We start from the raw sequence: 13127 nt of genomic DNA, 5'->3' as shown, positions 1-13127 counted from the left end.
AGAAAATCTCCCTTGCGAAGCATTGCTTCTCACCTCTTTCAAAAGAGGCGGAAATGAAAAGGAATCAACAATTCCCAAACAAAGCCCGTTGCCAGTCAACGGGCTTTGCACATACAATCACGACATATTATTTTTCTTTTATCAAAAAGAGCAAAACAGAGGACAACACATGCATTTAGGCAAACGTTTGGCAGCCATTGTTTTAACTTGTGGCCTAGGTGCAAGCTTAGTCGGTTGTGGCTTTCATTTAAAAGGAACCAACCCAAGTACAACACCGATTGCTTATTCAAAAATAAATCTAGTTCTGCCAAAAGACACTGATGAGTTACATGAAAAATTAGCCATCTACCTTGGTGCATCTGGGGTTCAGTTGAGCAATGGTTCAGATGCCTATGTACTCCATGTTTTAGACTATAAACCACAGCGTTTAGAACTCAATGGTAAACTGATTGAAGTCATTTTACGACTAAACGTCACCTTCCGTATTGAAGATGCGCAAGGTCGCCCGATTACGGAGCCACGAACAGTTGTCGCGACACGTACATACCAATATAACGTTGAAACCGTCAACACCGATGATCAAGAAAAGACTTACTTGAACCAAGTCATCGTCGATGATATTGCTCAACAAATTGTTCGTCAGATTTCTTTGAATCGTTTACCCCCTGCCCAACAATAAGGTTATTGAATGAAACTTGACTATCTGCAAGCCTTAAAACGTGTCGATGAAGCCCGTGGTGCGTGGGTGATGCAAGGTCAAGAGCCATTACTTGAACAAAACTTACTAGATGCATTTCGGATCAGCTGGCAAAAACAAGAGATCGAACGGCAACGTCATGACATTAATAATGTTAATGATTGGAAAAATGTCTTTAATGCACTCAACAGCTTATCCTTATTTTCCAGCCAGTTAGCCATTGAAGTTCATGGCAATATTAAGCCTGATGCCAACGGCCTTAAGCTGCTAAAAAGTTATATCCAAAACAATGAACAGAATTTGCTTTTGGTCGTGATGCCCAAGCAAGACAGTGCTAGCCTAAAAACTGGCTTTTTTCAAACTGTTGAAGCCAATGGTGTGCATGTGGCCCTGACCGCGAATTATCCGCGGGATCGTCAGCAGATTTTAGGCATTGAAGCAGATAAACTGGGGATAAAACTCAGTCAGGATGCATGGCAATGGTTAGAACAGCATCATGAACATAACCTACTTGCAGCAAAAAACAGCTTGATGCGTGTCAGCGATACTTTTGCTGAAGTTGAACTGATTCAAATTGATCACTTACAAGCTTGTTTGCAAGACCAGTCCCGTTATAGCACCTTCGATTTAAGCGATGCCCTACTCGAAGGAAATTTAGCGCAATCCATTAAAATTTATCAATATCTGATTGCTTCAGGCGAACCTCTCAGTCTGATTTTGTGGAGTATCAGCAAAGAAATGCGTTTATTGATGCAACTATTTGAACAACCACAAAATGCGCTACAACTCGGCATTTGGAAAAATAAAGTTAGCGTCTATCAACACGCTTTACGTCGACTAAATCCGCACTGTTTTTTGACATGGCCCCATTTATTACTACGGATTGATGCTTCAATTAAGGGTTTACAACATGAAAATGCAGAACATGTCGTGATGCAAGCGATTGCCTCACTCTGTGGAAAATCACTTTTTCCAGCTTAAATTCACGGTATCTTCATTTTTAAAATAATAATCATTTCTATTTGTTCAAAAAATTCACGATTTATCCGTATTTCGCTTCTATAATGTTCCTAATTTTGTTTACTCCCTGATTCCAATGCAAAAAATAAAAGCTTTTAAAATGATCATAGCAGTACTCTGTATTGCTGTAGTTGCTTATGTCGCATGGACATACTTCAAGCCAAAACAAGAACAACCTCAATATATTACCGAAAGTGTTAGTCGTGGCGACCTCGAAAACACGGTATTAGCTACAGGTACTTTAGATGCGACCAAACTGGTAAGTGTCGGTGCACAGGTATCAGGCCAAGTACAAAAAATGTATGTGCAATTAGGGGACGAAGTCAAACAAGGACAATTAATCGCTCAAATTGATTCAACGACCCAAGAAAACAGCTTTAAAACAGCAGAAGCAAATATTAAGAATCTAGAAGCGCAGCGCCTACAACAAGAAGCCAACTTAAATGAAATGCAGTTGGCCTATAAACGTCAACAACAAATGTATGCCCAAGATGCAACATCTAAAGCAGAATTAGAATCTGCCGAAGCAAGCTATAAAACAGCCCAAGCCCAAATAAAAGCGATTGATGCACAAATTGAATCTGCAAAAGTGACCAAATCAACAGCTCAAACCAATATTGGTTATACCCGTATTGTGGCACCGACTGACGGTACCGTTGTTGCGATTGTGACTGAAGAAGGTCAAACGGTGAATGCTAATCAAAGTACACCAACCATTGTCAAAATTGCAAAACTACAAAATATGACCATTAAGGCACAGGTCAGTGAAGCGGACATTATGAAAGTGCAAAAAGGACAAGCTGTGTACTTTACAACTTTAGGGGATGACAGCAAACGTTATGCAAGTTTGCGTCAGGTTGAGCCTGCACCAGACTCAATTACAGATGATGACACCAGTACCAGTACATCTACAAGTACAGCTATTTATTATAATGCGCTATTTGATGTGCCAAATCACGATGGCAAACTTCGTATTGATATGACAGCACAAGTATATATCGTACTTGACTCTGCAAAAAATGCCTTGCTTGTCCCTTCTTCTGCGCTTTCTACCCGCACTACAAATGCAAATCGTAGTAGTAACTCTAATACAGAGGCTGCATCTTCTGCACAAAATAAATCTGATGCAGATCATCCACAAGCTCCTCGCTTAGAGCGTCTCAAATTAAATGCTGCACAGCAACAATTGGTCAAAGACGGCAAAGCAACGGTGAGTGTCGTTCGTGTTTTACAGGCAGATGGTTCTGCTCAACCTAAACAAGTCTTGGTTGGTATTAATAACCGTGTCAATGCACAAGTTATTGCAGGCTTAAAAGAAGGTGATCAAGTGGTCATTGCTGACAGCTCTGATACTGCCGCTGCAACCGCAAACAGCAGCAACCGTCGTCGTAACGGCCCACCGATGGGAATGTAAGCATGACAAAAAGAGCCTTGCTTGAAGTCAGCAATTTGGTGCGAGAGTTTCCAGCTGGCGAAAGTACTGTACAAATTCTCAAAGGGATTGATCTGACCATTTATGAGGGTGAACTGGTTGCCATTGTCGGGCAATCGGGTTCAGGTAAATCGACCCTCATGAATATCTTAGGTTGTCTTGATCGACCAACTTCAGGTAGTTATCAGGTCAATGGACGAGAAACTGGCAAACTTGAACCAGACCAACTGGCTGAGTTGCGTCGTGAGTATTTTGGTTTCATTTTCCAGCGTTATCATCTCTTGGGTGATCTCTCAGCCGAGGGAAATGTCGAAGTTCCTGCCGTTTATGCTGGAGTGAGCCCTTATCAAAGAAAGCAGAGAGCCACTGCGCTACTGACGGAACTAGGTTTAGGTAACAAAACTCAAAACCGTCCAAGTCAACTTTCTGGGGGTCAACAACAACGTGTCTCAATTGCACGTGCGCTAATGAATGGTGGAGATGTTATTCTCGCTGATGAACCAACAGGCGCATTAGACTCGCATAGCGGTATCGAAGTAATGCGAATTTTACGCGAACTGAATGCCGCAGGCCATACCATTATTTTGGTCACTCATGACATGCAAGTGGCAAAAAATGCCTCGCGTATTATTGAAATCAGTGATGGTCTAATCATTGCCGACCGAGTTAATCAACCCGAATACGACACAGAACTACATACAGATCCAGATGCAGAAACTGCGATTTCTGCCCAGCAAGAAAAAAATAAAAGCGTCTCAGCATGGCGCTCCTTGCTCGACCGTCTAGGTGAAGCTTTCCGCATGGCACTGTTGTCCATGAATGCTCACCGCATGCGAACTTTTTTGACCATGCTCGGTATTATTATCGGAATTGCGTCTGTCGTAACTGTAGTGGCATTAGGAAATGGCTCACAGAAGCAGATTTTGAATAATATTAGTAGCCTAGGAACCAATACCATTACCGTATTTCAGGGACGTGGCTTCGGTGACAACTCTAAAACGGCTAATTTCAAAACGCTTGTTCCAGGCGATGCCGACGCTTTAGCAACTCAACCCTATGTGAGTGCTGTCAGCCCCATGGTGAGTTCATCCAAAACGATTCGTTATCAAGAAAATGAAGCCAGTGCCACGATCAATGGAATTGGTGCCGACTACTTTACAGTCAAAGGTCTCACCTTTAAAAGTGGACAAACCTTTGATCAGCGTAGTGTACGTGATCGTACCCAAGACGTAATCATTGATACCAACACCCAAAAACAATTCTTTAGTGACGGATCTGATCCTGTCGGTCAAGTGGTCTTACTTGGCAGCGTGCCTGCGCGCATTATTGGAATCGTGGAACCACAAAACAGTGCTATGGGCTCTGATGACACCTTAAATGTCTATATGCCTTACACGACAGTAATGAGCCGTATGCTCGGTCAGAGCAATGTGCGCAATATTATTGTGCAAATCAATGATAAATATTCAACCAGTGCTGCTGAAAATGCGATTGTAAACTTACTCACCCTACGTCATGGTCAACAAGACGTATTTACCATGAACAGTGACAGTATTCGCCAAACCATTGAAAAAACCACCAGTACCATGACCCTATTGGTTTCTGCTATTGCGGTGATTTCATTGGTAGTTGGTGGTATTGGTGTGATGAATATTATGCTGGTATCGGTCACAGAACGGACGCAAGAAATTGGTGTTCGGATGGCCGTAGGTGCACGTCAGAGTGATATTTTACAGCAGTTCTTGATTGAAGCCATTCTAGTCTGCCTAATTGGTGGTGTTTTGGGTGTACTACTCTCCCTTGGACTAGGGCAAATCATTGAGAAGTTTGCAGGGGATAATTTTGCTGTGGCTTATTCCACCACGTCCATTATTGCCGCATTTGTCTGTTCAACTTTAATTGGTGTGGTGTTTGGTTTCTTACCTGCAAAAAATGCAGCCAAACTTGATCCTGTTGCAGCACTCGCTCGAGAATAAGGAAAAAATATGCCTTTTTTATTTACACGCCTTTGTACTGCAATGCTGCTTGGGAGCACATTGGTTGGTTGTGCAGCCGTGGTTAAAACCCCTTATCAAACGCCAGTCGTACAAACGCCGACTCAGTTTCAGTATGACAAAGCGACTGCACAACAACGCCAACAAGCGATTTATACCGACCAATGGTGGACGTTGTTTGGCGATACACAGCTTAATCAACTGGTCGATGCCGTGCTCGCAAAAAATGCCGATCTGGCCGTTGCAGGGATGACCTTAAAGCAAGCACGCTTACAAGCAGAACTTGCAGAAAATCAGCAAAAGCCACGTGTCAGCTCTACGGTATCTACAGGTCATCAGTTCGACTTAAACTCAGGCAATGACAGCTCAAGCGGTCTGTCTTTAGGTGCAGGTTTAAGTTATGAAGTCGATTTATTTGGTAAATTGGCCCGTCAAACTGAAGCAAAAAGATGGGAAGCTCTTGCCACCGAGCAAGATTTACAAGCCACTGCTCAAAGCTTAATTGGCACCACGGCGAAGCTATATTGGCAATTGGCCTATTATAATGAAAGCCGTATAACAGCTGAGCAAAGCCTTGCCACCTCACAAAAACTCTATGACTTGGTTAAAGTTCAGTATCAAGCTGGGGCTGTATCAGGACTGGACTTAACCCAAGCGGAACAGTCCGTACAAAGTCAAAAAGCCAGTCTAAGTCAAATTCAGCAAAGTTTGGTCGAGACCCGTACCGCAATTGCAGTGTTACTGCATATACCTGTGCAGCAGTTAAGTGTTGATGAACCACAGCGTTTACCACGTTTGGCTTTGCCAAGTATTGCAGCAGGCTTACCTGCCGACATTTTGTCACGCCGTCCAGACTTAAAAGCGGCTGAGCTACGTTTACGTGAGAGTTTAGCCACTAAAGATGCTACCACGGCGAGCTATTATCCTTCGATCAGTTTGACAGGGAATCTAGGATCAACGAGCACTTCACTCACGCAACTGCTCAAGAACCCTGCACTAACATTAGGCGCAAGTTTAAGTCTACCGTTCTTGCAATATAACGATATGAAACGCGACCTTGCGATTAGTCAATTGGACTATGAAAAAGCCATCGTGCAATATCGTCAGACCTTGTACCAAGCCTTTGCCGATGTGGAAAATGCACTGTCTGCACGAACTGAGTTGAGTCAACAAGTACAATTACAACAGCGGAATTTAGAACTGGCTGAAAAAGTGGAACGTTTGACCCAAGTGCGTTATCGCTATGGTGCCGTGGCTTTAAAAACCTTGTTGGATCAACAAGAAACCACGCGTACTGCTCGCTTAACCTTGGTCAATACCAAACAAAGCCAATACAACGCTTACGTGACCTTGATGCAAGCCTTAGGTGGAAGTCCTGTAAAAGAACTAGCAAAACAATAGTCCGAGCACTATTGTTTTGTTTTCTTATTCTTTCACCAGATCTGGATTATTCTGGATCTGGTGAATACGTTTAATATTGTCTTGATCATCAAAAACAACTTCATAGGAAAGTTGCTGACCATCGAAATACATCTCGGCTGGAGAGCCAATCACTTCCCATAGACCAATCGAGGCAATATCCGCAGTCGTGTGCCATAACGTACGACTGATTCTGGCTGCTTTTAAGTAGCCTTGTTGGAAAGTATAAATCTCTTTACGTTCTCGATTGACGTTTTCTGAGGTGACTGGCGCACCCAATTCAGAAATCACATAATTACGGTGTTTTCCAACCTCTAAAACCGTCAGATTCTTTTTATGCGGCTGGTTACTCGCCATCACTGCGGCACAACCTTGAAGTGAAAGAAGAGTGACTAATCCAAAAACAACAGTTATTTTTTTCACGCTTTTTACCTACCCCGAAAGCTAAAAATTATATTTTTATCGACATTATCTTTAGAATTTTAATTCAACAAAAACTAGGATTTATTAGCATATAAAATATTCGATGCCAAATGATTAGGTATATTTTTCGATATGTTTAAAAATATAGTTAATTATTGAATTAAGTTTCACGTCAAACCTTATGAAGTTATGTTAATCAGAGTTTTTTGTTGACGTACATATTGCTGTTTTATATGTTGATAAAAATATAATCATAATTAATAAGATACTCAAAATGGTTATACGGCAAGTCTGTCATATAACTGTGGCAAGGCTTATCGAATCCCACACGAAGATAGCAATAGGAGCATGATTTGAAGCTAAAGATGCCATGTATAAAGTGTTTTGATCAAGATGGAATTCGAGAACCCGTCTTCTCGTATCTAGAGATTGGCGACAGTAATATTCACGAAGCCACTTGCGCTCGCAGACACACTACGCTCGTTGCTCTGACTCAGCATAAGCACGAAGTTTTATTTGAGATTGGAGCAATGGCACTAGCTGATGGATATCCTAGAGAGGCAATCGCAACCATTGCAGCTGCACTCGAGCGGTTTTATGAACTATGCGTTCGTGTCATCTGTGCGAGTCAAAAAATTCCCGACGAACAATTAAACGCAGCATGGCGCTTAGTTGATGCTGCATCAGAACGTCAGTTTGGCGCTTTCATGTTTTGTATGCTCCTATGGTCAAACGAATCTCCAGAATTGATTGACAATATGAAGCCAACACTTCCAAACACCCCCAAAAGTAAAACAAAAACATGGAAAGAATTCCGAAATGCAGTCATCCACAAAGGACTTCTTCCTGCTGAGCATGTTGCGATAGAGTATTGTGAGCTAGTCTATGCACATATAAATCAACTCACGAAAAAACTAACGTCGGAGCATGAAGCGGAATGGCTAGCCCAAGCCCACAGGCAGGCAACAGAAGCACAGCAAGAGAACTCAGAAAAAGAGCTCGTACTTTATGCTGTTCCAACCACTCTATTCTTGGCTCGCGGTACAAATGCACCTGATAGCTTTATGGAGGCATTGAAGCAATTAGGTGGCTACAGAGAGATTTATACGCGCTGAATGGTACTATCAACAAATGTAACTCAATGAGACAACATTAAAAAGCTATACCTTCTCACTCCAATCAAGCTAGAGCGTTCTAATTTGAATATCTCACAATCTTAAAAAATAAAGCCGCTATAAAAGCGGCTTTATCAAATAATTTAGATCAAACTAATTATTCATCTAGCATCAAGTCTGGGCTCATCCCCACAGTGTTGAAACCTGCATCAACATACATGATTTCACCAGTAATACCATTTGCCCAAGGCGAGCAAAGGAATAATGCGGCATTACCGACATCTTCAATGGTCACATTACGTTTAAGTGGTGAAATTTTTTCGTTGACGTCTAACATTTTACGGAACGATTTAATACCTGATGCCGCCAAAGTACGGATTGGGCCTGCTGAAATCGCATTCACACGAATCCCTTCTGCACCCAAGCTTGAAGCCAAATAACGTACACCCGCTTCTAATGATGCCTTCGCCATACCCATCACGTTGTAGTTTGGCATCACGCGCTCAGAACCTTGGTAAGTCAAGGTCAATAAGCACCCTTGACGTGCAACCAATAATGGCTTCGCTGCACGTGCCATCGCAATGAAACTATATGCACTGATGTCATGCGCCACTTTAAAGCCATCACGATCCGTTACATCAGTAAAGTCCCCATCTAAGGTATGTGCAGGTGCAAAACCAATCGAATGCACTACACCATCTAAACCATCCCAATGTTTTGCCAATTCAACAAAAGTCTGTTCAATTTCAGTATCAATAGCCACATCACACGGTAGAACAATCGTTGAACCAAATTGTGCTGCGAATTCATCCACACGTTTTTTCAGTTTTTCATTTGGATAAGTAAACGCAAGTTCCGCACCTTCGCGGTGAAGCGCTTGAGCAATACCAAATGCAATTGATAATTTACTTGCAATACCTGCGATTAAAAAACGCTTTCCAGCCAATAGTCCTTGTGCCATGTGACTCTCACTCAAAATAATTTATCTGCATAATGCCAAGTTTAAGTTGAAACCGAAATTGCATAATGCGCCTTTTTTCAATTCATCAACATTCAATAACACATACGCCCCGATGAAGGGGCGTATGTGTTAAGACTCGAGCGATTAGTCATCGCCACGCAGCATGCTGAGTAGACGCAGGAATGAATAGTACATCCACACCAAAGTCGCTAGTAGTGCAATACCACACAGCCACTCCATCGCTTTCGGCACGTGTTGTGCCGCAGCACTTTCAATCAAATCGAAATCTAGAATCAAGTTAAGTGATGCAATCACTGCAACAAAAGCAGCAAAACCTAAACCTAATAAGTTGTTTTCAAATAAAAATGGAATACTTGAACCAAAAGCCAAACGCATCACCATTTGCACCACAAAGACAATTGCGATGGCAATTGAAGCCGACATCACCACAGATTTGAATTTTTCTGTGGCACGAATTATTTGAAAACGATACAAACCAAACATCACCAAAGTGGTGACAAAAGTTGCCAACAGTGCTTGTAAAGGCACACCGGGATATTTCAATTGGAAAATGACCGATACCCCTCCCAAAAAAGCACCTTCAAACAAGGCATAAGGAATAGCAAGAGTTCGAGCGGTATTCGGTTTAAAGGTTGCAATGAGACCTAAAATTAGACCACCAATCGCACCGACTAAGGTTGCAGCATAAGCCAGCGAAATATTTAAGCTCATGAAACAGTATAAAAACAGTGCCATACCGACCACAGCCGCAATCACTGTAAGTAATACAGACTTCTGAATAGCACCTTGAACAGTCATCGGTTGACTATAATCCGCATGTGTTTCCACGCGGTTCAAAATAGGGTTATTACTTTGCATAACTCAACTCTTTGTTATAATTTAATTAATTTACTTTATCATAAAGCTTGTTTTAAACTTGTATAGCAAAAAAGTGTTTCTTTTTTCTACACAAACACCCTCAGCTTTATTCTATTCGATTTCAATAAAAAAGAGGCTAACGCCTCTTTCTTTAGTACTTATTTATTCATAATAAAAAAGTATTCGCGATAATACTTCAGTTCCGCAATCGAATCACGAATGTCATCCATCGCTAAGTGTGAAGCATTCTTTTTCAAGCCACTCATAATTTCTGGACGCCAGCGTTTAGCCAACTCTTTAACCGAAGACACATCTAAATTACGATAATGGAAATATTGTTCCATTTCAGGCATTAAACGGTGTAAAAAACGACGGTCTTGGCAGATTGAATTGCCACACATCGGTGAGCTTTTTGGATTGACCCATTTCTTTAGAAATTCTAAAGTTTGCTGCTCAGCATCCTGTGCCGTCAATTTACTGCGACGTACACGTTCAATTAAGCCTGATTGACCATGTTGGCGGGTGTTCCACTCGTCCATTGCATTCAGCACGCGATCTGGCTGATGTACAGCAAGCACAGGCCCTTCAGCTAAAATATTTAAGTTATCATCCGTCACAATTGTAGCAACTTCAATAATTTGATCGTTATCTGTATCGAGACCTGTCATTTCAAGGTCAATCCAAATCAAACGCGTATCAGCGGTGCTGCTCATAAATGTGCAATCTTATTCGGCTTAAAAACGATGATAGTAGCAAATTAATTGCTTCGATGCTGTAACTGCTACCCTGCTTCGTGCTATTTTTGCCATCTTGAATTCATGGTTTTTTAGGATATGAATGGCTTTAATTCGTAAACGTCGTTTAACTGAACAGCAACAACGTCGCATTCAGAAACAACAGCAAACACGTCAAGAAGATATCGACACTTCAAATGACTTAGAAGGCTTGGTGGTACAACACTATGGCCGTCAGCTTGAAGTGCAAGCCCTTACGACTCCAGATCCACATCCCATCAAACCGACGGTACAAGCAGGCGAGCCTGAACCGTTTTGGAAACCGATTGAACTCGGCAGTATTTGGCGCTGTCATACACGTACCAACCTCGAACTATTGGTCACTGGTGATCGTGTCAAATGGCAAGCCGACCCAAATACAGGGCTGGGAATCATCAATGCCATACAGCCACGTCAGTCGCTACTGACTCGCCCAGACCGTTATCATAAAGTGAAACCTGTCGCTGCCAATATCAGCTTGATTGTGATTGTGTTTGCGCCACTGCCTGAGCCTGCACCAGGTCTAATTGACCGTTATTTGGTGGCCTGTGCCGATGCCAATATTCCAGCACTGTTGGTGCTGAACAAAACCGATTTGCTTAAAGACAATGACCCAATTTTAGCGTTGATTGCGGAATATCAAGCCTTAGGCTATGAAGTGATGCAAACACAAGCCGATGGTGACTTAACGGCTCTGACCCAGCGTTTAAAAAATGAAACGGTAGCCTTTGTCGGTCAGTCTGGTGTTGGCAAAAGCACCCTGATTAATGCCATCGTGCCTGACGCTGCACAAAAAACCAATGTGATTTCTGAAAACTCAGCCTTAGGGCAGCACACCACGACTTCTACCCGTTTGATTGGTTTTGGCGAAGGTGCCTCGTTGATTGACTCACCGGGAATTCGTGAGTTTGGTTTATGGCACTTAGATGCAGACAAAGTGCAACATGGTTTTCCTGAAATTGAAAACTTGTTGGGCTACTGTCAGTTCCGGAACTGCACCCATAAACATGAAAAACAATGCGCCTTACGCTTAGCTGCGGCAAATGGTGAAATTTTAACGCGCCGTTTAGACAGCTATTTACGTCTGATTGATGAAATTGCTGAAGCTCAGCAAAAAAATTAATTTTTATTCAACCTTAGCCCTTGAAGCGGTGATTTTGATCACCATATTTTATGAGCTATACTCTCTAGCAATTTTTGAATTGTAATTTAGGTGACTTGTGGAACGTTGGTTGGAGTTTATGGGGAATCACCCCTTCTTATTTGGAACACTTGCGGTATTGGTTGTTTTGTTTTTCGTACTTGAAGGACAACGCAATGGTCGCAAAATTTCACCACAATCTTTAGGTATTTTAGTGAAAGCTAAAAATGCCATGTTGATTGACTTACGTGATGCCAAAGATTTCCGTGAAGGTCATATCAGTGGAAGTCGCAACATTCCCTACAGCCAAATTACCAAACATGTTGAAGAGTTAAAAGCTGCAGATCGTCCACTCGTGTTCATCTGTAACTTAGGTCAAGTGGCAGGCACTGCTTTACAACAAGTTGCGCATACTGACAGCTATCGTTTAGATGGCGGGATTAGCAACTGGAAAGCTCAAGGCTTACCACTGGTCAAAGCTAAATAATTCGCACAAGGAGAAACTCATGGCTCAAGTCACTATTTACTCAACGACTGTATGTCCATATTGCGTTCGCGCAAAACAGCTCCTTGAGCGTAAAGGCGTTGAATATAAAGAAATTAATTTATCTAAAGAAGCGCCTGAAGTCCGCATTGAACTGATGCAACGTACAAATCACCGTACGGTCCCACAAATTTTTATTGATGACCAATTTATTGGTGGTTTCGATCAACTTTATGCTTTAGAGCGTGAAGGCAAACTCGACCAACTATTGGCATAATTAGCTCAGCATATTAAGGATTAGAAAATGAGTGAAGCTCAACCACAACTTGCTTTAGAACGTATTTACACAAAAGATATTTCTTTTGAAGTTCCTGGGGCGCAAGTTTTTACCAAAGAATGGCAACCAGAGTTGAACATCAACTTGTCATCTTCTGCTGAAAAAGTTGATCCAACTCACTACGAAGTTTCACTTAAAGTGGTTGTACAAGCAAACAATGCAGGCGACACGGCGTTTATTGTTGATGTCACTCAAGCGGGTATTTTCCTTGTAGATGCTGTTGAAGAAGAACGTCTTCCATACATCTTAGGTGCATATTGTCCAAACATTTTATTCCCGTTCCTTCGTGAAGCGGTGAATGACATGGTGACTAAAGGTAGCTTCCCACAATTGTTACTTACACCAATTAACTTTGATGCTGAGTTCGAAGCAAATATGCAGCGTGCTCAAGCCGCTGCTGTTGAAGGTCAAGCTTAAACTTTTAAGCCCTTCAAACATAAAAAAGACCGCTT

14 protein-coding genes are annotated in these 13127 nt (G+C 42.0%); 10 read left to right on the top strand and 4 right to left on the bottom strand.

Annotation, left to right across the window (positions count from 1 at the left end; translation table 11 throughout):
• Positions 1-169: 169 nt before the first annotated feature.
• The 5 genes from ACZ8ZH_RS02460 to ACZ8ZH_RS02440 all read left to right on the top strand — a co-directional run bounded on the left by ACZ8ZH_RS02460 (position 170) and on the right by ACZ8ZH_RS02440 (position 6544).
• Positions 170-679, top strand: coding sequence for an LPS-assembly lipoprotein LptE (locus tag ACZ8ZH_RS02460; protein WP_086210466.1), 510 nt, complete (start codon positions 170-172; stop codon positions 677-679).
• A 9-nt stretch (positions 680-688) separates the two neighbouring features.
• Positions 689-1678: a DNA polymerase III subunit delta gene (holA, locus tag ACZ8ZH_RS02455; RefSeq protein ID WP_086210467.1), complete on the top strand. Its 990-nt coding sequence runs from the start codon at positions 689-691 to the stop codon at positions 1676-1678.
• Positions 1679-1793: 115 nt separating this feature from the next.
• Positions 1794-3131 (top strand): MacA family efflux pump subunit, encoded by a 1338-nt coding sequence (locus tag ACZ8ZH_RS02450; RefSeq protein WP_086210468.1) that lies wholly within the window; start codon positions 1794-1796, stop codon positions 3129-3131.
• 2 nt (positions 3132-3133) lie between these two features.
• Entirely contained in the window at positions 3134-5125 is a 1992-nt protein-coding gene (locus tag ACZ8ZH_RS02445; protein ID WP_110974647.1) for a MacB family efflux pump subunit, read from the top strand.
• A 9-nt stretch (positions 5126-5134) separates the two neighbouring features.
• A complete protein-coding gene (locus tag ACZ8ZH_RS02440) occupies positions 5135-6544 on the top strand; it encodes an efflux transporter outer membrane subunit (RefSeq protein ID WP_119064700.1) in 1410 nt (469 codons plus the stop codon).
• Between the two features lie 24 nt (positions 6545-6568).
• Here ACZ8ZH_RS02440 and ACZ8ZH_RS02435 read toward each other — a convergent pair whose 3' ends face one another.
• Complete coding sequence (locus tag ACZ8ZH_RS02435) at positions 6569-6985, bottom strand: hypothetical protein (RefSeq protein WP_119064702.1); 417 nt, start codon at positions 6983-6985, stop codon at positions 6569-6571.
• A 530-nt stretch (positions 6986-7515) separates the two neighbouring features.
• On the opposite strand from ACZ8ZH_RS02435, the gene ACZ8ZH_RS02430 reads away from it, so the two are divergent.
• A complete protein-coding gene (locus ACZ8ZH_RS02430; RefSeq protein ID WP_162900305.1) occupies positions 7516-8100 on the top strand; it encodes a hypothetical protein in 585 nt (194 codons plus the stop codon).
• Positions 8101-8257: 157 nt separating this feature from the next.
• Here the strand turns inward: ACZ8ZH_RS02430 and ACZ8ZH_RS02425 are convergent, their stop codons facing one another.
• The 3 genes from ACZ8ZH_RS02425 to orn all read right to left on the bottom strand — a co-directional run bounded on the left by ACZ8ZH_RS02425 (position 8258) and on the right by orn (position 10653).
• Positions 8258-9061 carry an enoyl-ACP reductase FabI gene (locus tag ACZ8ZH_RS02425; RefSeq protein ID WP_119064706.1) on the bottom strand — a complete coding sequence of 268 codons (804 nt, stop codon included), beginning with the start codon at positions 9059-9061 and terminating at the stop codon, positions 8258-8260.
• A 144-nt stretch (positions 9062-9205) separates the two neighbouring features.
• Positions 9206-9940 carry a Bax inhibitor-1/YccA family protein gene (locus ACZ8ZH_RS02420; protein WP_119064707.1) on the bottom strand — a complete coding sequence of 245 codons (735 nt, stop codon included), beginning with the start codon at positions 9938-9940 and terminating at the stop codon, positions 9206-9208.
• 158 nt (positions 9941-10098) lie between these two features.
• A complete protein-coding gene (gene orn, locus ACZ8ZH_RS02415; protein WP_004697635.1) occupies positions 10099-10653 on the bottom strand; it encodes an oligoribonuclease in 555 nt (184 codons plus the stop codon).
• 124 nt (positions 10654-10777) lie between these two features.
• On the opposite strand from orn, the gene rsgA reads away from it, so the two are divergent.
• The 4 genes from rsgA (at position 10778) to secB (ending at position 13092) form a co-directional block, all read left to right on the top strand.
• Complete coding sequence (gene rsgA, locus ACZ8ZH_RS02410; RefSeq protein ID WP_119064709.1) at positions 10778-11836, top strand: ribosome small subunit-dependent GTPase A; 1059 nt, start codon at positions 10778-10780, stop codon at positions 11834-11836.
• A 97-nt stretch (positions 11837-11933) separates the two neighbouring features.
• Positions 11934-12341, top strand: a complete 408-nt coding sequence (locus ACZ8ZH_RS02405; protein ID WP_086210474.1) for a rhodanese-like domain-containing protein — start codon at positions 11934-11936, stop codon at positions 12339-12341.
• A gap of 19 nt (positions 12342-12360) precedes the next feature.
• Positions 12361-12615, top strand: coding sequence for a glutaredoxin 3 (gene grxC, locus ACZ8ZH_RS02400; RefSeq protein WP_004697632.1), 255 nt, complete (start codon positions 12361-12363; stop codon positions 12613-12615).
• Positions 12616-12642: 27 nt separating this feature from the next.
• Positions 12643-13092, top strand: coding sequence for a protein-export chaperone SecB (secB, locus tag ACZ8ZH_RS02395; RefSeq protein ID WP_086210475.1), 450 nt, complete (start codon positions 12643-12645; stop codon positions 13090-13092).
• Positions 13093-13127: the final 35 nt, after the last annotated feature.

The sequence above is a fragment of the Acinetobacter sp. SW-226 genome (assembly GCF_055632855.1).
This window is presented reverse-complemented; position numbering and strand designations above follow the sequence as displayed.

Bases quoted from the DNA above. Each gene is read 5' to 3' on its own strand.
- ACZ8ZH_RS02460 (WP_086210466.1), top strand. From the start codon at position 170: ATGCATTTAGGCAAACGTTTGGCAGCCATTGTTTTAACTTGTGGCCTA.
- holA (WP_086210467.1), top strand. From the start codon at position 689: ATGAAACTTGACTATCTGCAAGCCTTAAAACGTGTCGATGAAGCCCGT.
- ACZ8ZH_RS02450 (WP_086210468.1), top strand. From the start codon at position 1,794: ATGCAAAAAATAAAAGCTTTTAAAATGATCATAGCAGTACTCTGTATT.
- ACZ8ZH_RS02445 (WP_110974647.1), top strand. From the start codon at position 3,134: ATGACAAAAAGAGCCTTGCTTGAAGTCAGCAATTTGGTGCGAGAGTTT.
- ACZ8ZH_RS02440 (WP_119064700.1), top strand. From the start codon at position 5,135: ATGCCTTTTTTATTTACACGCCTTTGTACTGCAATGCTGCTTGGGAGC.
- ACZ8ZH_RS02430 (WP_162900305.1), top strand. From the start codon at position 7,516: ATGGCACTAGCTGATGGATATCCTAGAGAGGCAATCGCAACCATTGCA.
- ACZ8ZH_RS02425 (WP_119064706.1), bottom strand. From the start codon at position 9,061: ATGGCACAAGGACTATTGGCTGGAAAGCGTTTTTTAATCGCAGGTATT.
- ACZ8ZH_RS02420 (WP_119064707.1), bottom strand. From the start codon at position 9,940: ATGCAAAGTAATAACCCTATTTTGAACCGCGTGGAAACACATGCGGAT.
- orn (WP_004697635.1), bottom strand. From the start codon at position 10,653: ATGAGCAGCACCGCTGATACGCGTTTGATTTGGATTGACCTTGAAATG.
- rsgA (WP_119064709.1), top strand. From the start codon at position 10,778: ATGGCTTTAATTCGTAAACGTCGTTTAACTGAACAGCAACAACGTCGC.
- grxC (WP_004697632.1), top strand. From the start codon at position 12,361: ATGGCTCAAGTCACTATTTACTCAACGACTGTATGTCCATATTGCGTT.
- secB (WP_086210475.1), top strand. From the start codon at position 12,643: ATGAGTGAAGCTCAACCACAACTTGCTTTAGAACGTATTTACACAAAA.